This is a genomic window from Kosakonia sp. H7A (genome assembly GCF_003028445.1).
In the GTDB taxonomy this organism is placed as follows: Bacteria; Pseudomonadota; Gammaproteobacteria; order Enterobacterales; family Enterobacteriaceae; genus Kosakonia; species Kosakonia radicincitans.
Genome location: NZ_PYTZ01000092.1, coordinates 1 through 484, shown reverse-complemented (window position 1 = coordinate 484; position 484 = coordinate 1). Strand labels below are relative to the sequence as shown.

Genomic DNA, 484 nt, shown 5'->3' with positions numbered 1-484 from the left:
CCACAACGCCTGCTTTGCCGGCTCCCACGCCATGCCCACCGGATTGCGCAGGCCGCTGGCATACACGCGCGTGCTGCCACTGCTCGGGTCTACTTCCAGCACGGCCGCGCGATTCAACTCGGCATCCATGCCCTTCTCGGCGACGTTGCTGTTGGAGCCAACACCCACGTACAGCCGGCTCCCGTCGGCATTTGCCACCAGCGACTTGGTCCAGTGATGGTTGATCCCGCCCGGCAGGTTGGCGATGAACTTCGGCGCCGCGGTGATATGGGTATCGCCCGGCTTGTAAGGGAAGCTCACCAGCGCGTCCGCATTGGCGACATAGAAGCGGTCACCCACCAGCGCCATGCCAAAGGGGGAATACAGGCCGGAGAGGAACTGGGTGCGGATCTCGGCCACGCCATCGCCGTCGGCGTCGCGCAGCAGGGTGATGCGGTCGGCGCTGGGCGTGGCCGCGCCGGCCTTTTGCATCATCGAGGCCATC

At 66.1% G+C, this 484-nt stretch carries 1 protein-coding gene; it reads right to left on the bottom strand.

Annotation, left to right across the window (positions count from 1 at the left end; translation table 11 throughout):
• Positions 1-484, bottom strand: a 484-nt coding sequence (locus tag CWM66_RS28365; protein WP_199200090.1) for a sorbosone dehydrogenase family protein, incomplete at both ends; no start/stop codon positions are given.